Origin of the sequence: Salmonella sp. SAL04202, from assembly GCF_046550775.1 — a bacterium.
GTDB classification, from domain to species: domain Bacteria; phylum Pseudomonadota; class Gammaproteobacteria; order Enterobacterales; family Enterobacteriaceae; genus Salmonella; species Salmonella enterica.
Genome location: NZ_JBGDXK010000001.1, coordinates 804,876 through 826,456 on the forward strand (window position 1 = coordinate 804,876; position 21,581 = coordinate 826,456).

Genomic DNA, 21,581 nt, shown 5'->3' on the forward strand with positions numbered 1-21,581 from the left:
GATTAGTCGCGGCTGGCGAAGCCCAGAATGCTGAGCAGGCTGACAAAGATGTTGTACAGCGAAACGTACAGACTGACGGTCGCACGAATATAGTTGGTTTCACCGCCGTGAATGATGTTACTGGTTTCATACAGGATAGCGCCCGAGGAAATCAGGATAAACACCGCGCTAATCGCCAGGTGCAATGCAGGCAGTTGCAGGAAAATATTCGCCACCATACCAATCAGCACGACGACGATCCCGGCCATTAACATACCGCCCAGGAAAGACATATCCTTACGGGTGGTCAGAACGTAAGCGGAGCAGCAGAAAAATACTAACGCGGTCCCACCCAGCGCCAGGCCAATGACATCGCCCATGCCTGCTGACAGATAGGCGTTAAGAATTGGGCCCAGGATATAGCCGAGGAAGCCGGTAAACGCAAAAGCAGACAGGATACCGACCGGCTTATTGGCGGTTTTATAGGTCAGGAACATCAGCCCATACATACCGACCAGCGTCAGAATCAGGCCGGGGGAGGGCAGCATCAGTACCGTACTGGCTGTCGCGGTAATTGCGGAGAAAGCCAGCGTGAGGCTCAACAGAAAATAGGTGTTGCGCAGTACTTTGTGCGTACTCAGTAGCGAGCTACGATCACGCGATGATGTAATGATACGATCCATTAGTCACTCTCTTATGACAGATGTAATTAATAAAGGAGAATAATAAAAACAGTCACTGTCACCCAGTGGTTTTACCCATCTTTACGCATTCGTTTACGTTTAGTTTCCTTAAGAGATTTCAGGTGATTACCGTCGTTAAAACGGTCTGCTCATGCCTGGCGCTACGCCATAAAACAGGCGGCAGCGCCAACCACGCGTTACCGATAAAAAATTGATAATCACAGAGGTAAAACAGTGGGGACGATCAACACGTATTAAGCCCGTTTTTGTGTTGAAGAAATGGTCAATGTGCCGCTATTTCAGGCAATTAACGAAATTTTGCCTGTTTTTCACGCAAACGAACACATTCGGTCTTTACATGACGCACCGGGATGTTTATAGTGCGCCTCATTCCGGAAGTGTGGCCGAGCGGTTGAAGGCACCGGTCTTGAAAACCGGCGACCCGAAAGGGTTCCAGAGTTCGAATCTCTGCGCTTCCGCCAGATTAAACAAGGGGTTACCGAAAGGTAACCCCTTTGTTTTTTTGGCGCTTAGAATATAGTTAGAAAATACTGCCAGAACATTTCCCGAAAAAACGGACTACGCGGGTTTTTAGTTTCTTTTCGTTTCCTGATGTGTCTATTTATTGAAGATGTAGACCATTCTGGGAGGTGAAGGATGCCCCATCTCTTTCAGAATAATGTTGGTATATTCGACAACAGGGCCTCTTGGATGATTTTCTTCTTTATCCTGAAGATGGGTCAGTGCATGTACAACTTTATGAATAAATGAACGTTTTGTGTCAAAAAGTTGTGGTCCTTCGTTACTTTCATAATGTTCGGTATATGAATCATCAGAATCGTCCAGATTGAGACAAATAACTTTCCTGCCTTCTGAAAGTTTGAAGTGTTCCTGAGTCACGGTAGTTTCAAAGGCTTCGCCTGCCCCCAGTAGCCAGCGCTGCTCCACATCATGTAGTTCTTTTTCATATGTGTAATTCATCAGTCTGCGGAATGTTTCGCTTTGGGTATACGCATTTTGAAGTACGGAGGATAGTTCATCGTAACATTCGTCATAAGTGTCGTCATCAATTTCTGTATCAGGGTCTATTCCACCCGCGCCTGAGATAAGGTACTCCACCACACACTCTGGCTCCAGACGGAATTCACTGTTTATGGCAAGGCTGTCATGAGCAAGGCGTAGCCGTGAGGGGTTTGGTGCATGTTCGGGAATATCGGGGAAAATAGGTGTATCTGCGGTATTTAATCCATATGTGGATACTCCGCTTTGAGGTATTAATCTGTAGGTGACCGGAAGCATAACTTCTTATTTCCTGACTACAATTATGAATTATTTAAATTAAACAATAATAGTGTTTTTAGTTAATGTGCCACATACAGATAACGCTATGATTCAGACAAAGCCAACAAGTAATACGCTGAAAATGTTATTTATAATGAAACTTAGGGGCGGGGTTTATTTAATAAAACAAGGGGGCCTCTGTTTGAATACTTCTTGTTTATAAAATCCCTTTATCTCGACTAAAATATCGGATGGGGGAAAAGAGTTCTATCATTGTAATCCGGGAGTGGAGTAGGGGTATGTTGACTACCTGTCAGATCGGCTCCTGTTAATGCTTTCGCTAAAGTTAGAGCTATCTTATCTAATTTCGCACCATTTAATTTGGTGTCAGTTAAGTCTGAGCCGAATAGAATTGCAGCGGTTAAGTTTACACCGGACATGTTAGCGCAAGTCAGGTTTGCGTGAGTCAGGTTTGCTTTAGTCATGTTTGAACCCATTAGATTTACAGCGTGTAGATTTGCACAACACAAATTTGCACCGACTAAATTTACATTAGATAGATTTGTTTCACGGAAATCTGCATCAGAAGCATCTATTTCTGACAAATCTTCCCCCTGGAAATCTTTATAAGCCAGGTTTACTCCGCGCAGGTTCAGAAAACCATCCTCGGTTATAAGTGAATCAGGCTGTTGTATATTATGTTTACTCATCAGCTTTAACATTCGACATACATTCCAAAATCTCTCGCTATCAACGTTATCCGTTACAGTTTTTCCATTTTTTTTCACTTCAATAATGACCATGGGATCCGTATTTTCGGATGCTGCTCCACATGACAGACATATAGTACACCCGTTGACATCCTCCAGAAATATGTTATTACCATCGAAGAAAGCATCTTTATTTACATATAATAATGATGTGGTCAGTTTTCCAATTACCTCCCGAAAGCATCTTTCATTGCTTCTTCTTACTCCACCACAGGTAAAAAAATTGACAAACCACTCCAGTATACCGCGTGGTGAAGTTGCACTTTCCATTGCTTCTTTCGTACCGGTACCGGCCGCATACAAATATTTTAATATACTTTCTGGGGACGCGTTAGTTATTGGCATTTTGATTCCTTCTTATGGAAGTGAGTCGATTCCTTATAGGTGTGAGACAAGTCACATTTATACAAGGAATAATAAAAAAAGATATAAGGTGATTTTTGTATTTAGAGCTTTGGTTGGGGATGAGTAGGTGTCTGGCATCTGACAAGAGGCGATGATTTCTGCCATAACGGTGAAGCAGAAGTACTGTCGGGGTCGTTACAATCACCAGCTTAGGTATAGAACGCACTAGCTGCGCCTGTAAGTCAGTAATATGATGTTGTAAAAAATCAGGCTGACGTTAATAAAACACGCCAGCCTGAAGTCATATTCAGTTCATCAGGAACTGATGAAACATAATGATCAGAAATACTCTCAGTTCTGATATGGTTGTTATAGCTTTCTGTAAAAAATTAACAACCACATACATCACACCAAAAATCTGGTTTCTCTATATCTGATGGCCAGTTGTCACACCAGCGTGGGCGAATCAATGCTTCGGGGTCTGGTGGCCAGCCACGGGAGGCGTGTTTTGTATTATCTGGTGGTGGAGGGGAATCACTGGCAGCCATCGCCGATGCCGAAAAGGCTGTAGCCGACAACACCAGAAGCAATGGTAAAAATATACGATGTCTCATAATATCACCCGTGAATAATCAGATTATCCTTGCTATTGGCTTCCTTCATTTCCAGCATAACTCACGCTTCATCATTATTGAACAAACAATTGAGTTTGTTGAACGAAAATTTACTTAAAGAAAAAATAATAAGCACTAATATTTTTTGCAGTATTTCAACTTATAGCAGAATAAATGCGCGTAGATGGCGTAAAAACCTGATGAGCAGGAATACTTACACACTAAAAATGCTCCCGCAAACAGAGCAAAATGAGAGAGAGGAACGTTTGCCCCTTACATTTCCACCAAAGATTCTGGCCTTGTCTCTTGTAAAGGGCATACGTATTGCGTTTTATCTCATTAAAAAAGCATGTGACGTGTTAATTATGCATAACGCTCTTTTAATTGCTTCACGTTAGAAATGAATAATTCAAAACCAGTGAGCGCCTCTTCTTCGGTACTGGTTTGCGGCAAGCGATAAAGCGCCACTAAAGCAGTATTGTCTGCGTCAGCGCCGATAGTGACGGTGCTGGCGTAGTTAAGACGTAAAAAATGCTGCAAAGTTAGAGTGTCGTCAGGCAATGGCATAAAGGGACAGCACATTTCCAGTGTATGATCGGATTCATTAAAATAAACCTGTATTCCATCATCAATGATGAGAAGTGGTTCATCTTCTGGCGCATCCAGGCCTAACGCGGCATATAAACGATTTAATAGACTTTCCATATAGTTACCTCAAGACTCAAGATGTGATTAATGAAGAAATGCCTTTTACTGACTGCCAAATATTTTCATCCCCAATTCGTTTTTGATAGGAAAGATTGAGCACCTCTGGCGATAAATTTTTCAGTACTTTGTTTCCCGCCCCGCCCGTATTTTGTTTCTGAATCTCCAGGTTGCCACTATTCAGTAATACTTTTTGGAAAATTTTCTGTCCACCGCTATCCGGAAGGCTGCCAGGCGCATTTAACATATGGGTCTGATGGAAAGAAATGATCTCTCGCTTGATTTCTGAATCCATCATCCCTGTACGATCTTTGCCGCTTTTACAATTCCAGGCGGGCACCGCGTCAATTTCATGGGCTAACATGGCAAGGCGTTGTGCGAGTTTATAGGGTTCGCCGCCATCTTTATGATGTTGGTTATTTTTCCAGATATCCTTAATCTGGCGTGCTAATGTATTGACGACCTCATAATTATCCGGGTATTGCGCCAGCCATTCGCCAACCCAGCCACCTGGTCTGGCTTCAGGGCGTAAATCATTGCCTAATAACTGATGTAGCGCTTCGGCATTATATCTATCAGATGCCTTAAGGCCAAAGCCGAGCTTGAGCGTCAGCTCATTAACACCCATATTAAATGCGGCGACGTCTGGTTTTATTTTTACCGTCTGTAGATCGCCATCTTTATTGCGGATTTTTAAATGAATCATTTTTCCCGGCTGGGTCAACGATTGCCATGCGCGCATTTGATCCTCGACCATCGTTCCCTCTTTGCCGAAAATATTCGACGCGGTGAGTAACCCGACGGATACCAGTTTCAGGCTTACCGCTTCGCCCGCTAAGGCTCTGTTAAGCAACTCAGGTTTACTAAAAAGTGCCGCAGTTAATACTTCTTTGGCTTTGTTTTCAGCGCCGACCTGACGCAGAAGCGGATCTTTTTCATGATAGGGGGAAAGCACGCCATGACGTATCCCGCAAAAAAGCGTTTTATCTTTACCGTCCTCATGCACACTCACCGTGGACATCCACAAATTATTGGCGTGATGAATATTCTTGGTATCCCAACTGCATACGCCCTTTCCCTGATAAGCACTGGGAAAGATATCTTTTGCGCCGATTTTCATCTCTGCGGCAGGGAGCTGCGTGTTGGTATAGTGATGCCCGTTATGCGTGAGTGTATTTTTTATGGTTTGCCAGGGCTGGTTATTAAGCTGCTTGACCTGAGCGTCTCTAAACGCTACTGCCGCAAAGCGATGAGCTTCTTTTGCAGGTAAGCCATCCTGCTGCTGAGTGCGTGCTGCAATAAGTTCGATAAGATTTTTCTTCAATGCTTTTGCCGCGGCTTCTTCTTGTTTTGTTGCTGGCCGGTCCGCTTTAACTTTGGCTAACTCCATTTGGTTTGCCATTGACGCCAGGACTGGGTCTTGTTTACCCAGAACGGTTGCCGCGACGTTGAGAAGATCGCGCTGTAAGTTATAGAGGTCATGCAGCGAGTGGTTAGACGTCTTCTGATGCTGTAGATAATTCCCCCATGTCGCGCCAGGTTCTCGCAGGACAATAATTTCCGGGCGAGCGTCGGGCGCTTTAGCCGGCGCTTTGCCCTGGCCTGAGAGAATCTGCATTCCGTTGTATAAGGTTTTTTGTAGGCTTTTAAAAGCCTCCTGGGTTTTTAGTGAAGCTGAGTGATAGAAGCTCTGTATTTGCATAGCGTTTTTAATATTCCTGAATAGGGGAGTGGGAACATTCAACAGGGTTAACAACCCTTTAAAAGGATGTGACTTTTATGCACCAGGAACTTTAAAAAAATGTCCTTTTTAATGAGGAAACGCTTCTGATCAGGCGGGGAGGTGTCCTGACGTCCATACGTAGTGGCGATCATGGGGGAGATCGGTACATCAAATGTTCATAAAATCTACAAACTTCACAATTTAGGGCACAACTTTTATTGAAAACCCACCTTCTTGACTCAGATCAAATTCACCGATTTACTCCTGCGTAAAGTAACGGCGTTACATCAAATGTTATACAGGTGTGTGTATGCCAGCAAAGCCCCGGACAAGTAAGACCGTGACGAAGAATATTCGTTTTTCCTATTCCATGCTTGAACAGATAGAATTCGCGTTGAAATCTGAAAAGACGCGGAATTTTTCAGCATGGGTAAAAGAGGCCTGTCGGGAAAAGTTATGTAACACGGGACATAAGTTGTAGTTATCGTTTTATGCGAGAGGAGGCGGCCATTTTGAAAAGAACAACGTGCTTATATACCTCCTGGGTTTTTGCCGCTTTTGTCTCTCTGCTGATATTTGCCTGGAGTGTCATAAACTATCCTCTCTATGAATCCATAATAATTATTGTCTTTTATATCTGGCTAATTCTGGTGCCGCTTTATCTTATTGTGTATGAGTGGCTAATAGATTGTCATTGAATTTATGGTTGCGTACTTGAAAAGTGATATTTCATATCTGTACGGTAAGTCATTGTCGTAATAATATTATTGGTCAGGCGACGGGCGAGCGTTTGCGCATTTTGCATCGTTTTATCTTCAAAATTTTGCAGTAAGCGTTGCGCTTCTTTCGGATGCGACGCATATAATCTCAGATAGCTCTGTTCCATCTTATACTGCTGCTTAGCTGTTTGCTGTTCAAATGTTTTCCAGGCGTGTTGCACATCTGGCGCAAACGTATTGTAGTCCTGCATAACCAGCGTTTGCAGCGTGCGGAATGTCCAGTAGGTAGAGTCGTTGCTCGCCCGATCGGTTCCTTTATCATCTCCGGGTTGATAATGACGCATTCCCTGATAATAGGGGAGATAGACGCTAAGAGATGGCATTCCATAGGCGATGTATTCTACGTTGCCGATAGCCTGCGGTAATTTAGGTCTGACCTGTAAAATATGTGACTCCTGGGTACGAAAAACGGATATGGGTCGCCATGATTCTTGTGGGTTATGACTGGCATAAGGGTCGTGCGACGTACCCTGATAGTGATTGCGTAACGCGTTTTTTACTGCCGCCACGCTGATTTTCGTTATTGGCGTTAAAAAAACAGGAAATGTTTCCCCTTCGCTAACGACCGTATCCAGATGCGGATTAAACTGATGTTGTAGCGTCCAGACGCGTGGATAATTATAGGTGGTATCGTTTTTGTTATCCTGCGAATAGGCTTGATGAAAGTCGAATTCGCCGCGGGCCGGATCATATAATCCCTGCTTTTTCGCAAAGCTTACTAACGTTGGTGACGCCATATAATTCGCATTATCATTCGGATCGTAATGGCGTAAACGTCCCTGATTGGCGGAAACGAAATAGCTATCTGCCGGAAGTCGTACTGCCAGCCATTGATGACCGCTTCCCGTCTCCAGATACCATATCTCTTTGCTATCAATAAACGCGACGCCGAAACCTTCGCCAGCGCCTTTTTGTTCAATAATATCTCCCAGTAATTTGGCGCCCTGACGCGCCGATTGCGCCACTGGCAGGATCACGGACTCAATGGCGTCTTCCGTGATTCCCGTTTTTGTCACGTAAGGATCGGCAGCCAGCGCCGCTCTGCCGTTGTAAATGGTTTCCGTTGCGCTCATTCCGACGCCCGCCGAATTGAAACCGGCTTCACCCATGGCGTTATCGTTAGTATCAAAGTCATGAATTGCCGTATAGCGCATCGCTGTCTCCGGAAGCGGCCAGCTAAAATTGTTCCGATGTGCTTTATACTCGCCTTGTTGATGAAACGCGACGGGATGAATAACCTTATGCTTGGCGTTATTTGCCGAGCCATCCTCGTTGCGCGCGATAATGAAGGAGCCGTCAGCCGAAGCCTGATTGCCTACCAAAAGGGTAGTACAGGCGATGACTTTACCCATACCCAGCAGCGTAACGGCGAATGCAAGATACTTTTTCATAAAGGTTCCCACTGAATAACGCGTTATGGGATGAATTGACCCTGGATTGGAAACCGAGAAAGTGATCGAGCCAGCAATATTCTTTGCCGGCATCCTTTATTTTCTTTTTATTGAGGTTGTATTGATAACCACAGACCTGTGGCAGGGAAGGGAACAGAACCTGTCCTGACCTTAGCTATCACCGCTATCAGGCAGACGAACCGAAAAGATATTATGTTCATCGGCATAGCGGTAAGATGCCGAGCCACCGTGTAATAGAGCAATCGCGTTAACTAACGATAACCCCAGGCCGAAACCGGCAGTGTGGCGGGCATTATCTCCTCGCCAAAAACGCCGGAAAAGCTTATCCGCATCGGCGGGGTGGCTGCCCGGATTCGCGACCCGAATTTCTGCAACGTTATCATCATAAGCGCTTTCAATACGTATCACGGCGTTTTCATCAGAATAACGGATGGCATTCGTCAGCAGGTTTGAGAGCACTCTTTGTAATAATATTTCGTCAGCCCATACCGTTCCCTGACATTGATTTATAAAACAGATACGCTTTTCCTCGGCAAGGGGGCTAAGATAATCCAGCATATTTTCGACCAGCGCATTGAGCGAAACCGGCTGTTTTTTTACCGCTATATTCTGGTGCTCCGCGCGTGCCAGAAAGAGAATATTTTCTGTCAGTCGCGACAGTCCCTCCAGCTCTTCAATATTATCGACAAGGGCTTGTTGATACTCTTCGACGCAGCGTTCCTGACTCAGCATCACCTGGTTTTTCCCCAGTAAAATATTAACCGGCGTGCGCAGCTCATGCGCCAGATCGTCGGCAAATTGGTTCAGGCGTTCAAAATCGTCGGAAAGCTTCTGGCGCATGGTATTTAGCGCTTGTCCAAGCGGCCTGAGCTCGACGGGTAACGCCTGTTCCGCCAGCGGCTGGCGAAGTGTGCCGCTATCTGTCGCCGCGGTGAGTCGGCTGAGCGACGTAATGGCCCGCAGCCCGTTTCTGATGACTAATGGACTGAGCGCCGAACAGACGAGGATCGCGATAAGGCTAATCAGCAAACTGTTACGGCGATATTGCGCCAGCATTTGCCGCCTTTCCGTCGCCAGCCTGGCAATAGTAAGGGTCAGCGGGTCATCGCCGCTTCTGGCGTTTACTCGTACCGCGGTCAGCTCCGTGCCTTGCACCGCCTGGCGAAATAAGGTTTCGCGGGTGATGTTTTTAGCCAGCGGAATCTCGTTAAAGCGTTGGTCGGGGATGCCGCTATGATTAATCGCAACATTGTGGCCTGTTGCTGAATGGATCAATAAGATGTCCTGCTTCGTATCCACCATCCGATTGAAATAGAGCGGCAGATTTTCCGGCCTGGCGCCATCCAGTAACAGTTGCTGCATTTGCGCCGCCCGATTTATTAGCGTCATATCATCCCGATACGTTAATTCTTTGCCCAGCGCGTTATAGAGCGTCCAGCTAATGCCGGTACAGGCGAGGATAAGGATGGCGATAAAAGAAATTGTCAGGCGCAGCGTCATTGATAACTTAACCATTCTGCGACGTTTCCGCCTGTAATCGATAACCCATCCCCCGGACGGTCATAATGAGCTTCTTTTCAAATGGATCGTCTACTTTGGCGCGCAGCCGACGAATCGCGACATCAACGGTGTTGGTTTCACTATCAAAGTTAATTCCCCAAACTTCGCTGGCGATCGCGGTTCGGGGCACGATTTCTCCTGCCCGGGACGCCAGTAACCAGAGGAGCAGGAATTCTTTGCGGGTCAGGGAAATCGGTTTGCCATTTCGTGACACCGATTGCTTTGTGGCATCCATGTCCAGACCATTGATCGTCAGTCGGGTAAAGACAGGGACGTGCTGTCTGAGTTGAGCTCTCACCCGGGCCAGCAGTTCGGCGAAGGAAAAAGGCTTAACAAGGTAATCATTAGCGCCCGCCTCAAGACCTTTGACGCGATCCTCAACCGAGTCGCGCGCCGTCAGGCAAATAACAGGGGACTGATGCGCAGTGCGTAACGCGCGTAAAACCTGCCATCCATCAAGCCCCGGCAGCATAATATCAAGAATAATCAATGAATAATGTTCCTGAAGGGCCAGGTGTAATCCGTCTCGTCCATCACAGGCATAATCAACCACATAGCCTGCCTCCGTGAGTCCCTGACGTACCCACTCAATGGTTTTCTGGTTATCTTCAATCAATAAAATCTTCATTGACGCAGTATGCCATAGGCTTGTTAGCGAATCCGTAAATCTCCAACAAGATGACATAATTGTCATGTCCGTGTAAGGTTAATCCTGGACGCGCCAGATATATTTTCCTGCATCAATACCGTAAAGGAGTGAAGCATGAAACGATATATACTGGCTACCGCGATAGCGTCTCTTGTTGCAGCCCCGGCAATGGCGCTGGCCGCTGGCAACAATATTCTCAGCGTACATATTCTCGATCAGCAAACAGGCAAACCGGCGCCCGGCGTGGAGGTGGTACTGGAGCAGAAAAAGGATAACGGATGGACGCAATTAAACACCGGGCATACCGACCAGGATGGACGAATTAAAGCACTGTGGCCCGAAAAAGCTGCCGCGCCGGGGGATTATCGCGTTATTTTTAAAACCGGCCAGTATTTTGAAAGTAAAAAACTGGATACGTTTTTCCCGGAGATTCCCGTCGAGTTTCATATCAGCAAAACGAATGAGCACTATCATGTGCCGCTGTTATTAAGTCAGTATGGTTATTCAACCTATCGCGGGAGCTAATTTAGAGCCCATCCCATTAGGGCTATTTTACTTGCTATTTTGGTCCTGGGCAGTGCTCGCCAAAACGCGTTAGCGTTTTGAACGCCGCTTGCGGCGGCCCGAAGGGCGAGTGTAGCGAGTCAAACCTCACGTACTACGTGTACGCTCCGGTTTTTGCGCGCTGTCCGTGTCCAAACTGGCTGCGCTAATAACGCCTGGTGGGATAGGCTCTTAGATTGTATTAATCGCCGCGATTTATGGCGAGCAAACATCGCGGCGGGAATAAAAATCTTCAGCGTATCGACTCTTCTCCCACAAGCGGTGGTTATCCCGCTTGTGGGCATGAGTGACGGTTAAACAGGCGCTTCCATCTCAAGTCTGACCGGATGAAAACGGCGTTTGAAATAAATCAGGCCATGCCCATCCTGGCTAAGAATAATATTTTTGATCGCCACCAGATACACCAGATGCGTGCCAATGGTTTGTACCTCGCTGATCTCGCCTTCAAGACCGGCCAGCGCGCCGCTAAGTACCGGCTGGCCCAGCGGCCCGTTTTGCCAACATGGCTGGTGAAAACGCTCCTCCATCGCCATCCCCGTCATACCGGCAAAGTGGCGCGCCATCAGCTCCTGCTCATGGTTAAGTACATTAATGCACAGCCTGCCGTTGCCCTGAAAAACGGGGTTCATGGCGCTATTGGCATTAATACATACCATCACGGAGGGCGGCGTATCGGTGACGGAACAGACCGCTGTTGCGGTGATACCGCAGCGTCCGGCGTGACCCGCCGTGGTTACGATGTTGACCGCTGCCGCCAGACTTGCCATCGCATCGCGAAAACGCAGACGTTGTTCATCTACTTGCATGAGAACCTCCTGCCGCGTTATTTCAGCAGCTTATCCAGTTGATTGATGTCGTCGTTATTGTGCAAATGCGAAACCGTCCAGCCATTCTGATCGTATTCGGAGAGGCAGCGATCGACCATTGCCATCATCTTATCCATATTGCCGGAGCTCTGGGCCTGACGCAGGCACTGCAGACGAATTTCATCCTGGCTGCCCGAGTAGTTAATCTCGTACAGCTCATGGCGACCGCCAAACTCGCTGCCGATGGCATCCCACATCAATTTAAGAATTTTGATACGTTCAACATGGTCCATTCCGTTAGAGCCGCGTACGTATTTCGCCAGGTACTGGTCGATTTGCGGATTATTCAAATCGCGGGCGCTGGAAGGCAGGTAAATCAGGCCGCTGGTAACGTTACGTTCAATAATATTTTTAATTTTCGCGTAGGCCATTGGGGCCATCACACGATAGGTTTGCAGCGCGGCGTGGTCCGGTAGCCAGGCGCCGTTTACCCACGGGGTTGCTTCAGAACACATAGAATCGCTCAATGCCCAGAACATATTGCGCCAGGCCACGACTTCGCCGAGATCGGCCTGCACGCCCCGGAACTCTACGGTACCCGTACATTCGAGCGATTTTTTCAGCAGCGCGGTAATGAAATCAAGTTTAACCGCCAGACGAACACAGGCTTGCAGTGGATACATACGGGCAAAGCCGCCTTCCATCGTCCAGCGACGACAACGATCGAAATCACGGTAAATCAACACGTTTTCCCACGGGATCAACACCTTGTCCATCACCAGAATGGCATCGTTTTCATCAAAGCGGCTGGAGAGTGGATAATCAAACGGCGAGCCCGTCGCGCCCGCGACCATTTCATACGAGGCGCGCGAAATAAGTTTTACGCCTTCGGCATCCATTGGCGCGACAAACATCAGAGCAAAATCCGGGTTTTCGCCCATCACCTGGGCTGAGCCGAAACCAATCATGTTGTAGTGAGTCAGGGCGGAGTTAGTGGCGACGACTTTCGCCCCGCTGACAATAATCCCGGCGTCCGTCTCTTTCTCCAGCTTGATATAGACGTCTTTCACTTCGTCGGCAGGTTTGTGGCGGTCAATGGGCGGGTTGACGATTGCATGGTTAAAGTACAGGCCGGTCTCCTGAATACGGGTGTACCAGTTGCGGGCGTTCTGCTCAAACTGGCCGTAGAAGGCTGGGTTAGCGCCCAGAGCGCAACCAAAGGCGGCTTTGTAATCCGGTGTGCGTCCCATCCAGCCGTAACTCAGGCGTGACCACTCGGCGATAGCATCACGCTGTTGGCGCAGATCGTCTGCGCTTTTCGCCACGCGGAAAAATTTATGCGTATAACCGCCGCTGCCGGTATCGGTATTCCAGCACAGGGTATCTTGCATCGACGGTTTATGTAATGCGTCATACAGTTGTGCGACAGAGGCTGCGGCATTGCGGAATGCCGGATGTGTCGTAACATCTTTAACGCGTTCGCCGTAAATATAAATTTCCCGCCCGTCCTGCAGGCTTTTTAAATACTCTTCGCCCGTTAACGGACGCTTGTTATCAGTACGAAAATCTTCAGGTTTCATTGCGGCTTCTTCCTCGTTAATCGGAATTTTTTGTTAATAATATGTTTCTTATTTGTTGTTTAATTGAATAGGCAGAAGCGTAAACTGTGAAGAGACTTTCAGGACAACGGCGGGTACTTTTCAGATGAACGTCGAAGAAGAAGAGTAAAATGCGATCGCCGTCAACGTTGTAAGCGGGAGGGGATTCCCGTGTCGGCGGCGTGGGAAGGTAAGAATACTATGCTTCCGCTTCGCTATCAGGATGCTGGCGCCCCAGAGCAATAAGATCGTCCAGCAGCAGCATCAATTGCTGTGTTTTTTCGGGCGTGAAATCGGCCTCAATTTTTCGATAAGCCTCTTCTACCTGGCTTCGGGCACGGGCGTACAACGTTTGTCCCTGCTCCGTCAACATGACATATAACTTACGCTGATCGTTAACCGGCTTGAGTCGCAACACCAGTCCGTCTCGCTCCATGCGCGTCAATATTCCGGTCAGACTTGGACGCAAAATACAGGTACGAAAGGCCAGCTCGTGAAAATCCATAGAGGGGCTATCGGCCAGGATTCGCACAATGCGCCATTGCTGGTCGGTCAGATTGTGGCTTTTAACGATGGGGCGGAAATAGGTCATTGCCGCTTCGCGCGCCTGAAGCAAGGCGATGGTTAATGAATCATGCATAAGCGTTTCTCTTTTGCAGAATTATTAATACCTGAATAATCGTGTTTACCGATGTGAGCTATGACATCTGTTTTATGTCCAAAGTTTAACAGAAACAAGGGGTTTTATTTAACTCTTTGATATGTATGAATTTAATAATAAATTTGTGAAAATATTGTTAATCACATCACAAATACTTTACTTCAGCTTGCTAAATGTACAGCGAAAGCATAAATCTAATCATTAATATATTAATGAAATCACAGCCCGTTGAATCGGCCTGAGGAGTTTATGTATGAAGGGTACTGTTTTCGCCGTTGCGTTAAACCATCGCAGTCAGCTTGATGCCTGGCAAGAGGCTTTCTCTCAGCCTCCCTATAATGCGCCGCCTAAAACCGCAGTGTGGTTCATCAAGCCGCGTAATACGGTGATTCGTCACGGCGAACCCATTCCTTATCCGCAGGGAGAAAAGGTACTGAGCGGCGCGACAGTGGCGCTCATTGTGGGGAAAACCGCCAGCCGGATACGCCCTGAAGCGGCGGCGGACTATATCGCCGGGTATGCGCTGGCTAACGAGGTCAGCCTGCCGGAAGAGAGCTTTTATCGCCCGGCGATTAAAGCGAAATGTCGCGATGGCTTTTGCCCGTTGGGTGAAATGGCGCCGCTGAGTGATGTGGATAACCTCACCATTATCACGGAAATCAACGGACGAGAAGCGGACCACTGGAATACTGCCGATTTACAGCGTAGCGCCGCACAGCTGCTTAGCGCGTTAAGTGAGTTCGCTACGCTTAACCCTGGCGATGCGATCTTACTCGGTACACCGCAGAATCGCGTTGCGCTGCGTCCCGGCGATCGGGTGCGTATTCTGGCGAAAGGTTTACCCGCTCTGGAAAATCCGGTTGTCGCAGAAGATGAATTCGCCCGCCACCAGACGTTTACGTGGCCGCTGTCAGCGACGGGAACGTTATTTGCGCTGGGGTTGAACTACGCCGATCACGCCAGCGAGCTGGCATTTACGCCGCCGAAAGAGCCGCTGGTATTTATCAAAGCGCCAAACACCTTTACCGAACATCACCAAACGTCGGTGCGCCCGAACAACGTCGAATATATGCACTACGAAGCCGAGCTGGTCGTGGTGATTGGCAAAACGGCGCGTAAGGTGAGCGAAGCCGAAGCTATGGAGTATGTGGCCGGTTACACCGTCTGCAACGACTACGCGATCCGCGACTATCTGGAAAACTACTACCGTCCGAATCTGCGGGTAAAAAGCCGCGACGGCCTGACGCCGATAGGCCCGTGGATTGTGGATAAAGAGGCGGTTTCTGATCCGCATAACCTGACGTTACGCACCTTTGTCAACGGTGAGCTGCGCCAGGAAGGGACGACCGCCGATCTGATCTTCAGCATCCCGTTCCTGATTTCTTATCTGAGCGAATTTATGACGTTGCAACCGGGCGACATGATTGCCACCGGTACGCCGAAAGGGCTGTCCGATGTGGTGCCGGGGGATGAAGTTGTCGTGGAAGTAGAAGGCGTGGGTCGCCTGGTTAACCGAATCGTCAGTGAGGAGAGCGCAAAATGAAGAAAATAAATCATTGGATTAACGGCAAAAACGTTGCAGGTAACGACTACTTCCAGACCACTAACCCGGCGACCGGTGACGTGCTGGCGGAAGTAGCCTCCGGCGGTGAAGCAGAAGTGAACCAGGCTGTCGCGGCGGCCAAAGAGGCGTTCCCGAAATGGGCCAATCTGCCGATGAAAGAGCGCGCGCGCCTGATGCGTCGTCTGGGTGACCTGATTGACCAGAACGTACCGGAAATCGCGGCGATGGAAACCGCCGACACCGGCCTGCCTATTCACCAGACTAAAAACGTGCTGATCCCGCGCGCCTCGCATAACTTCGAATTCTTCGCCGAAGTGTGCCAGCAGATGAACGGCAAGACCTATCCGGTTGACGATAAAATGCTCAATTATACGCTGGTGCAGCCCGTCGGCGTCTGCGCGCTGGTGTCGCCGTGGAACGTGCCGTTTATGACCGCGACCTGGAAAGTCGCGCCGTGCCTGGCGCTGGGCAACACCGCGGTGCTCAAAATGTCCGAGCTGTCGCCGTTGACTGCCGACAGGTTGGGCGAGTTGGCGCTGGAGGCAGGAATTCCGGCAGGCGTGCTGAACGTGGTGCAGGGCTACGGCGCGACGGCGGGCGATGCGCTGGTACGCCACCATGACGTGCGTGCGGTGTCGTTTACCGGCGGTACTGCCACCGGTCGCAATATCATGAAAAATGCCGGCCTGAAAAAATACTCGATGGAGCTGGGCGGTAAATCGCCGGTGCTGATTTTTGAAGATGCCGACATTGAGCGCGCGCTGGACGCCGCGCTGTTCACCATCTTCTCAATCAACGGCGAACGCTGCACCGCCGGGTCGCGCATCTTTATCCAGCAGAGCATTTACCCTGAGTTCGTGAAGCGCTTTGCCGAACGCGCGAATCGCCTGCGTGTCGGCGATCCGACCGACCCGAACACTCAGGTCGGCGCGCTGATTAGCCAACAGCACTGGGAAAAAGTCTCCGGTTATATCCGCCTCGGCATTGAAGAGGGCGCAACGCTGCTGGCGGGCGGTGCGGAAAAACCCACTGACCTGCCTGCGCATCTGAAAGGCGGTAACTTCCTGCGCCCAACCGTGCTGGCCGATGTCGACAACCGTATGCGCGTCGCGCAGGAAGAGATCTTTGGGCCAGTCGCCTGCCTGCTGCCATTCAAAGACGAAGCGGAAGGGTTACGTTTGGCGAACGACGTGGAATACGGTCTGGCCTCTTATATCTGGACCCAGGACGTGAGCAAAGTGTTGCGCCTGGCGCGTGGGATTGAAGCCGGCATGGTCTTCGTCAACACCCAGAACGTCCGCGACCTGCGCCAGCCGTTCGGCGGCGTGAAAGCCTCCGGTACCGGGCGCGAAGGCGGCGAATATAGCTTCGAAGTGTTTGCGGAAATGAAAAACGTCTGCATCTCAATGGGCGACCATCCTATCCCAAAATGGGGAGTTTGATATGGGCAAGTTAGCGTTAGCAGCAAAAATTACCCACGTGCCGTCGATGTATCTTTCTGAACTGCCGGGAAAAAATTACGGTTGTCGTCAGGCAGCCATTGATGGGCATATTGAAATTGGCAAGCGTTGCCGCGAAATGGGCGTTGACACCATTATCGTATTCGACACCCACTGGCTGGTGAATAGCGCTTACCACATTAATTGTGCCGACCATTTCCAGGGCGTCTATACCAGCAACGAATTGCCGCACTTTATTCGCGACATGACCTATGACTATGACGGTAATCCGGAGCTCGGCCACCTGATCGCCGACGAGGCAGTCAAACTGGGCGTGCGCGCTAAAGCGCATAACATCCCGAGCCTGAAGCTGGAGTATGGCACGCTGGTGCCGATGCGCTACATGAACAGCGACAAGCACTTCAAAGTGGTCTCCATCTCGGCGTTCTGTACTGTGCATGACTTTGCCGACAGTCGCAGACTGGGCGAAGCCATTCTCAAGGCGATTGAGAAATATGACGGTACCGTAGCGGTATTCGCCAGTGGTTCTCTGTCGCACCGTTTTATTGACGACCAACGGGCGGAAGAGGGGATGAACAGCTACACCCGCGAGTTCGATCATCAAATGGACGAGCGCGTGGTCAAGCTGTGGCGCGAAGGCAAATTCAAGGAGTTTTGCACCATGTTGCCGGAGTACGCCGACTACTGCTACGGCGAAGGCAACATGCACGACACGGTCATGCTGCTGGGAATGCTGGGTTGGGACAAATACGACGGCAAGGTGGAGTTCATCACCGACCTGTTCGCCAGCTCCGGTACCGGCCAGGTAAACGCTGTTTTCCCGCTGCCTGCGTAAGGGGTGTTTATGCCGCACTTTATTGCTGAATGTACTGAAAATATTCGCGAGCAGGCTGATTTACCCGGCCTGTTCAGCAAGGTAAACGAGGCGCTGGCCGCCAGCGGGATTTTCCCCATCGGCGGTATCCGCAGTCGCGCCCACTGGCTGGATACCTGGCAGATGGCTGACGGTAAGCATGATTACGCGTTTGTGCATATGACGCTGAAAATCGGCGCCGGGCGCAGCCTGGAGAGCCGTCAGGAAGTCGGCGAAATGCTGTTTGGGCTGATTAAAGCCCACTTCGCCGACCTGATGGAGAACCGCTATCTGGCGCTGTCGTTTGAGATTGCCGAGTTACATCCAACGCTCAATTACAAACAAAACAACGTACACGCGTTATTTAAATAGCACACTCTTTCGCCCGGTGGCGCTGCGCTGACCGGGCCTACAAAAAAACGATGCACGAAGCAATACCGAACTGTAGGCCGGGTAAGACGCACCCGCGTCGCCACCCGGCGCAGCAGCACCGAATGACGTAACAGGAAGCAACTATGCTCGATAAACAGACCCATACCCTGATCGCTCAGCGACTTAATCAGGCTGAAAAACAGCGTGAACAGATTCGCGCAGTGTCGCTGGATTATCCCAACATCACTATTGAAGATGCCTATGCCGTACAGCGTGAATGGGTCAATATCAAGATCGCCGAAGGGCGCACGCTCAAAGGCCACAAAATCGGCCTGACCTCAAAAGCGATGCAGGCCAGCTCGCAAATCAGCGAACCGGATTACGGCGCGCTGCTTGACGATATGTTCTTCCATGACGGCGGCGATATCCCCACCGACCGTTTTATCGTCCCGCGTATTGAAGTGGAGCTGGCGTTCGTGCTGGCGAAACCGCTGCGCGGCCCCCACTGCACGCTGTTCGACGTCTACAACGCCACGGATTATGTGATTCCGGCGCTGGAACTGATTGACGCCCGCAGCCACAACATCGACCCGGAAACCCAGCGTCCGCGCAAAGTGTTCGACACCATTTCCGACAACGCCGCCAACGCCGGGGTGATCCTCGGTGGTCGTCCCATCAAACCAGACGAGCTGGATCTGCGCTGGATTTCCGCGCTGCTCTATCGCAACGGCGTGATCGAAGAAACCGGCGTCGCCGCAGGCGTGCTGAATCATCCGGCCAACGGCGTGGCGTGGCTGGCGAACAAGCTTGCCCCCTACGATGTCCAGCTTGAAGCCGGGCAGATCATCCTCGGCGGCTCGTTCACCCGCCCGGTGCCGGCGCGCAAGGGCGACACCTTCCATGTCGATTACGGCAACATGGGCGCGATCAGTTGCCGGTTTGTGTAAGGAAAAAACGATGAAAAATGCTTTCAAAGACGCGTTAAAAGCGGGGCGTCCGCAAATCGGTTTGTGGCTGGGGCTTGCCAACAGTTACAGCGCTGAACTGTTAGCGGGCGCCGGCTTCGACTGGCTACTGATTGACGGTGAACACGCGCCAAACAACGTGCAGACGGTGTTGACCCAGTTGCAGGCGATTGCGCCTTATCCCAGCCAGCCGGTGGTGCGTCCGTCATGGAACGATCCGGTACAGATTAAGCAACTGCTCGACGTCGGCGCGCAAACGCTGCTGATACCGATGGTGCAGAATGCTGATGAAGCGCGAAACGCCGTGGCGGCTACGCGTTATCCGCCTGCCGGTATTCGCGGCGTGGGCAGCGCGCTGGCGCGGGCATCGCGCTGGAATCGCATTCCGGACTATCTCCACCAGGCCAACGACGCCATGTGCGTACTGGTGCAGATTGAAACGCGTGAGGCGATGAGCAATCTGGCGTCAATTCTCGACGTGGATGGCATTGACGGCGTGTTTATCGGCCCGGCGGACCTCAGCGCCGATATGGGCTTTGCCGGCAATCCGCAGCACCCGGAAGTGCAGGCGGCGATTGAGAACGCCATCGTGCAGATACGCGCGGCGGGGAAAGCGCCGGGGATTCTGATGGCCAATGAAGCACTGGCGAAACGTTATCTGGAACTGGGGGCGCTATTTGTCGCCGTCGGCGTTGACACCACGCTGTTGGCGCGCGGAGCGGAGGCGCTGGCGGCGCGCTTTGGCGCAGAAAAAAAACTGTCCGGTGCGTCCGGCGTCTATTAAGCCTGGCCCGGTAAGCGTAGCGCTACCGGGCAACCGTAGTACCCTACAAAAATTCCCATCAGAGGAAAAAAAATGAGCGACACATCATCTGCACTTCCGGAAAGCCCCGAGTCTGTCAGTTCGCACAACGCGCTCAGCACGGGTCAACAAACCGTCATAAATAAACTGTTCCGCCGACTGATCGTATTTTTATTCGTGTTGTTTATCTTCTCGTTTTTAGACCGTATCAACATCGGTTTTGCCGGGTTGACGATGGGGCAGGATCTGGGGTTAAGCGCCACCATGTTTGGCCTTGCCACGACGCTGTTTTACGCCACCTACGTCATTTTCGGCATTCCCAGCAACGTGATGTTGAGCATCGTCGGCGCCCGCCGCTGGATTGCGACCATTATGGTGCTATGGGGCATTGCATCTACCGCCACGATGTTCGCGGTGGGACCGAAAAGCCTGTATGTGCTGCGAATGCTGGTGGGCATTACCGAAGCGGGCTTTTTGCCAGGAATATTGCTCTATTTAACCTACTGGTTCCCGGCATTTTTCCGCGCCCGCGCCAACGCATTATTTATGATTGCCATGCCGGCCACTACCGCGTTGGGGTCGATTGTCTCCGGCTATATTTTATCGCTGGACGGCATATTCAATCTGCATGGATGGCAGTGGTTATTCCTGCTGGAAGGATTTCCGTCAGTTTTGTTAGGCATTATGGTCTGGTTTTACCTGGATGATACCCCGGCAAAAGCCAAATGGCTGACGGCAGAGGATAAAAAATGTTTGCAGGAGATGATGGATAATGACCGCCTGACGCTGGTTCAGCCGGAGGGGGCCATCAGCCATAACGCCATGCAGCAGCGTAGTCTGTGGCGCGAAGTATTCACGCCAATTGTACTGATGTATACGCTGGCCTATTTTTGCCTTACCAATACGCTTAGCGCCATTAGTATCTGGACGCCGCAAATCCTGAAAAGTTTTAATGAAGGCAGCAGCAATATCACCATCGGCCTGCTGGCGGCGATCCCGCAGATTTGTACTATTCTGGGCATGATTTACTGGAGCCGCCATTCGGACAAACATCAGGAGCGTAAACATCACACGGCGTTGCCGTTCCTGTTTGCCGCCGCGGGCTGGCTGCTGGCGTCGGCGACCGACCATAACTTGATCCAGCTCCTGGGGATCGTGATGGCATCCACGGGTTCCTTTAGCGCGATGGCGATCTTCTGGACCACGCCGGATCAGTCGATCAGTTTACGCGCCAGGGCGATAGGCATTGCGGTCATCAATGCCACCGGCAATATTGGCTCCGCACTCAGCCCATTTATGATTGGCTGGCTAAAAGATATCACCGGTAGCTTCAATAGCGGACTCTGGTTTGTCGCTTCTCTGTTAGTCGTCGGCGCCGCCATTATCTGGCTCATTCCCATGAAAGCATCGCGTCCGCGCGCCACCCCTTGAGGAGA

Annotated in this window: 23 protein-coding genes and 1 tRNA gene; 11 read left to right on the forward strand and 13 right to left on the reverse strand. The window is 50.3% G+C overall.

Annotation, left to right across the window (positions count from 1 at the left end):
* Window positions 1–2 precede the first annotated feature (2 nt).
* Window positions 3–662 carry an FtsH protease modulator YccA gene (yccA, locus tag ACLJQJ_RS03980; RefSeq protein ID WP_000374046.1) on the reverse strand — a complete coding sequence of 220 codons (660 nt, stop codon included), beginning with the start codon at window positions 660–662 and terminating at the stop codon, window positions 3–5.
* A gap of 394 nt (window positions 663–1,056) precedes the next feature.
* On the opposite strand from yccA, the gene ACLJQJ_RS03985 reads away from it, so the two are divergent.
* Window positions 1,057–1,144: transfer RNA gene (locus tag ACLJQJ_RS03985), tRNA-Ser, on the forward strand.
* 136 nt (window positions 1,145–1,280) lie between these two features.
* Here the strand turns inward: ACLJQJ_RS03985 and pipA are convergent.
* The 3 genes from pipA to ACLJQJ_RS04000 form a co-directional block, all read right to left on the reverse strand.
* Window positions 1,281–1,961 (reverse strand): type III secretion system effector protease PipA, encoded by a 681-nt coding sequence (pipA, locus tag ACLJQJ_RS03990; protein WP_063809324.1) that lies wholly within the window; start codon window positions 1,959–1,961, stop codon window positions 1,281–1,283.
* A gap of 221 nt (window positions 1,962–2,182) precedes the next feature.
* Window positions 2,183–3,058 carry an SPI-2 type III secretion system effector PipB gene (pipB, locus tag ACLJQJ_RS03995; RefSeq protein WP_063809323.1) on the reverse strand — a complete coding sequence of 292 codons (876 nt, stop codon included), beginning with the start codon at window positions 3,056–3,058 and terminating at the stop codon, window positions 2,183–2,185.
* 389 nt (window positions 3,059–3,447) lie between these two features.
* Entirely contained in the window at window positions 3,448–3,672 is a 225-nt protein-coding gene (locus tag ACLJQJ_RS04000; RefSeq protein WP_074182093.1) for a PagK family vesicle-borne virulence factor, read from the reverse strand.
* 35 nt (window positions 3,673–3,707) lie between these two features.
* Here ACLJQJ_RS04000 and ACLJQJ_RS04005 point away from each other — a divergent pair, with 35 nt between their 5' ends.
* Window positions 3,708–4,070, forward strand: coding sequence for a hypothetical protein (locus ACLJQJ_RS04005; RefSeq protein ID WP_077950910.1), 363 nt, complete (start codon window positions 3,708–3,710; stop codon window positions 4,068–4,070).
* Here ACLJQJ_RS04005 and sigE read toward each other — a convergent pair.
* Window positions 4,036–4,377 (reverse strand): type III secretion system chaperone SigE, encoded by a 342-nt coding sequence (gene sigE, locus ACLJQJ_RS04010; RefSeq protein WP_023181918.1) that lies wholly within the window; start codon window positions 4,375–4,377, stop codon window positions 4,036–4,038. The genes ACLJQJ_RS04005 and sigE overlap by 35 nt on opposite strands.
* 16 nt (window positions 4,378–4,393) lie before the next feature.
* Window positions 4,394–6,079 carry an SPI-1 type III secretion system effector inositol phosphate phosphatase SopB gene (gene sopB / locus ACLJQJ_RS04015; protein ID WP_063809321.1) on the reverse strand — a complete coding sequence of 562 codons (1,686 nt, stop codon included), beginning with the start codon at window positions 6,077–6,079 and terminating at the stop codon, window positions 4,394–4,396.
* Between the two features lie 331 nt (window positions 6,080–6,410).
* Between sopB and ACLJQJ_RS04020 the strand changes: the two genes are divergently transcribed.
* Window positions 6,411–6,581 (forward strand): YlcI/YnfO family protein, encoded by a 171-nt coding sequence (locus ACLJQJ_RS04020; protein ID WP_001111006.1) that lies wholly within the window; start codon window positions 6,411–6,413, stop codon window positions 6,579–6,581.
* Here the strand turns inward: ACLJQJ_RS04020 and ACLJQJ_RS04025 are convergent, their stop codons facing one another.
* The 4 genes from ACLJQJ_RS04025 to hprR form a co-directional block, all read right to left on the reverse strand.
* Entirely contained in the window at window positions 6,582–6,692 is a 111-nt protein-coding gene (locus ACLJQJ_RS04025; RefSeq protein ID WP_000174815.1) for a hypothetical protein, read from the reverse strand.
* A gap of 108 nt (window positions 6,693–6,800) precedes the next feature.
* Window positions 6,801–8,270 (reverse strand): C69 family dipeptidase, encoded by a 1,470-nt coding sequence (locus ACLJQJ_RS04030; protein WP_039590782.1) that lies wholly within the window; start codon window positions 8,268–8,270, stop codon window positions 6,801–6,803.
* A gap of 171 nt (window positions 8,271–8,441) precedes the next feature.
* Window positions 8,442–9,806, reverse strand: a complete 1,365-nt coding sequence (locus ACLJQJ_RS04035; RefSeq protein WP_063809320.1) for a heavy metal sensor histidine kinase — start codon at window positions 9,804–9,806, stop codon at window positions 8,442–8,444.
* Window positions 9,799–10,479 (reverse strand): response regulator transcription factor HprR, encoded by a 681-nt coding sequence (gene hprR / locus ACLJQJ_RS04040; protein ID WP_000698207.1) that lies wholly within the window; start codon window positions 10,477–10,479, stop codon window positions 9,799–9,801. The genes ACLJQJ_RS04035 and hprR overlap by 8 nt, the downstream gene beginning before the upstream one ends.
* Before the next feature lie 135 nt (window positions 10,480–10,614).
* Between hprR and hiuH the strand changes: the two genes are divergently transcribed.
* Complete coding sequence (gene hiuH, locus ACLJQJ_RS04045; RefSeq protein WP_000833182.1) at window positions 10,615–11,025, forward strand: hydroxyisourate hydrolase; 411 nt, start codon at window positions 10,615–10,617, stop codon at window positions 11,023–11,025.
* A 332-nt stretch (window positions 11,026–11,357) separates the two neighbouring features.
* On the opposite strand, the gene ACLJQJ_RS04050 is transcribed toward hiuH, so the two are convergent.
* The 3 genes from ACLJQJ_RS04050 to hpaR all read right to left on the reverse strand — a co-directional run bounded on the left by ACLJQJ_RS04050 (window position 11,358) and on the right by hpaR (window position 14,108).
* Window positions 11,358–11,870 carry a 4-hydroxyphenylacetate 3-monooxygenase reductase subunit gene (locus tag ACLJQJ_RS04050; protein ID WP_063809445.1) on the reverse strand — a complete coding sequence of 171 codons (513 nt, stop codon included), beginning with the start codon at window positions 11,868–11,870 and terminating at the stop codon, window positions 11,358–11,360.
* Window positions 11,871–11,887: 17 nt separating this feature from the next.
* Window positions 11,888–13,450, reverse strand: a complete 1,563-nt coding sequence (hpaB, locus tag ACLJQJ_RS04055; protein ID WP_000801496.1) for a 4-hydroxyphenylacetate 3-monooxygenase, oxygenase component — start codon at window positions 13,448–13,450, stop codon at window positions 11,888–11,890.
* Window positions 13,451–13,667: 217 nt separating this feature from the next.
* The gene (gene hpaR, locus ACLJQJ_RS04060; RefSeq protein ID WP_000543922.1) at window positions 13,668–14,108 is read right to left on the reverse strand and encodes a homoprotocatechuate degradation operon regulator HpaR; all 441 of its coding nucleotides are present in this window, start codon (window positions 14,106–14,108) and stop codon (window positions 13,668–13,670) included.
* Window positions 14,109–14,382: 274 nt separating this feature from the next.
* Here hpaR and hpaG point away from each other — a divergent pair, with 274 nt between their 5' ends.
* The 7 genes from hpaG to hpaX all read left to right on the forward strand — a co-directional run bounded on the left by hpaG (window position 14,383) and on the right by hpaX (window position 21,576).
* Window positions 14,383–15,672 (forward strand): 4-hydroxyphenylacetate degradation bifunctional isomerase/decarboxylase, encoded by a 1,290-nt coding sequence (gene hpaG, locus ACLJQJ_RS04065; protein ID WP_000679210.1) that lies wholly within the window; start codon window positions 14,383–14,385, stop codon window positions 15,670–15,672.
* Window positions 15,669–17,135 (forward strand): 5-carboxymethyl-2-hydroxymuconate semialdehyde dehydrogenase, encoded by a 1,467-nt coding sequence (gene hpaE / locus ACLJQJ_RS04070; protein WP_000723529.1) that lies wholly within the window; start codon window positions 15,669–15,671, stop codon window positions 17,133–17,135. Before hpaG ends, hpaE begins: the two co-directional genes overlap by 4 nt.
* A gap of 1 nt (window position 17,136) precedes the next feature.
* Window positions 17,137–17,988, forward strand: coding sequence for a 3,4-dihydroxyphenylacetate 2,3-dioxygenase (hpaD, locus tag ACLJQJ_RS04075; RefSeq protein ID WP_000517001.1), 852 nt, complete (start codon window positions 17,137–17,139; stop codon window positions 17,986–17,988).
* Between the two features lie 9 nt (window positions 17,989–17,997).
* A complete protein-coding gene (locus ACLJQJ_RS04080; protein WP_001119849.1) occupies window positions 17,998–18,378 on the forward strand; it encodes a 5-carboxymethyl-2-hydroxymuconate Delta-isomerase in 381 nt (126 codons plus the stop codon).
* Window positions 18,379–18,521: 143 nt separating this feature from the next.
* On the forward strand, window positions 18,522–19,325 hold the full coding sequence (hpaH, locus tag ACLJQJ_RS04085) for a 2-oxo-hept-4-ene-1,7-dioate hydratase (protein ID WP_000884795.1): 804 nt from the start codon (window positions 18,522–18,524) through the stop codon (window positions 19,323–19,325).
* Between the two features lie 10 nt (window positions 19,326–19,335).
* Entirely contained in the window at window positions 19,336–20,127 is a 792-nt protein-coding gene (gene hpaI / locus ACLJQJ_RS04090) for a 4-hydroxy-2-oxoheptanedioate aldolase (RefSeq protein ID WP_000785061.1), read from the forward strand.
* 72 nt (window positions 20,128–20,199) lie between these two features.
* On the forward strand, window positions 20,200–21,576 hold the full coding sequence (gene hpaX, locus ACLJQJ_RS04095; protein WP_001285803.1) for a 4-hydroxyphenylacetate permease: 1,377 nt from the start codon (window positions 20,200–20,202) through the stop codon (window positions 21,574–21,576).
* The last annotated feature ends 5 nt before the right edge of the window (window positions 21,577–21,581 follow it).